The organism is Mycobacterium venezuelense (assembly GCF_054919535.1).
Window position 1 is genome coordinate 1 of the sequence record NZ_JBONDW010000065.1, and the last position, 652, is coordinate 652.

A 652-nucleotide genomic window follows, 5' to 3' on the forward strand; every position below is an offset into this window, starting at 1 on the left:
AGCCGCCGTCGAGTTCGAATTTGCCGCTGGTGACGACGCGCTGGATGGTGCTCATTTGAGTACCACCACCGAGCGCAGGACTTCGCCGGCGTGCATACGATGGAATGCCGACTCGACCTCCTCTAAGCCGATGCGTTCGGAGACGAATTTCTCCAGCGGTAGCCGGCCTTGCAGGTAGAGGGAGATGAGGGTGGGGAAGTCGCGTTCGGGTAGGCAGTCGCCGTACCAGGAGGATTTGAGTGATCCGCCGCGGGAGAAGAAGTCGACCAGTGGCATTTCCAGGGTCATGTCGGGGGTGGGCACGCCGACCAGCACGACGGTGCCGGCCAGATCGCGCGCATAGAACGCCTGTTTCCAGGTTTCGGGGCGGCCGACGGCGTCGATGACCACGTCGGCGCCGAACCCGTCGGTGAGGTCTTGAATGGTGACGACGGGGTCGAGGTCGCGGGCGTTGATGGTGTGGGTGGCGCCGAAGTCGCGGGCCCAGTCGAGCTTTTTGTTGTCGGTGTCGACGGCGATGATCTTTTTGGCGCCGACCAGCGCGGCACCGGCGATAGCGGCGTCGCCGACCCCGCCGCAGCCGATGACGGCCACGGTGTCGTCGCGGTTGACCGCGCCGGTGTTGATCGCCGCCCCGATGCCGGCCATGACG

1 protein-coding gene is annotated in these 652 nt (G+C 65.6%); it reads right to left on the reverse strand.

Annotation, left to right across the window (positions count from 1 at the left end; translation table 11 throughout):
* Nucleotides 1-51 precede the first annotated feature (51 nt).
* On the reverse strand, nucleotides 52-652 hold a 601-nt coding region (locus ACRCUN_RS34195), incomplete at its 5' end, for a zinc-binding dehydrogenase (protein WP_462146033.1).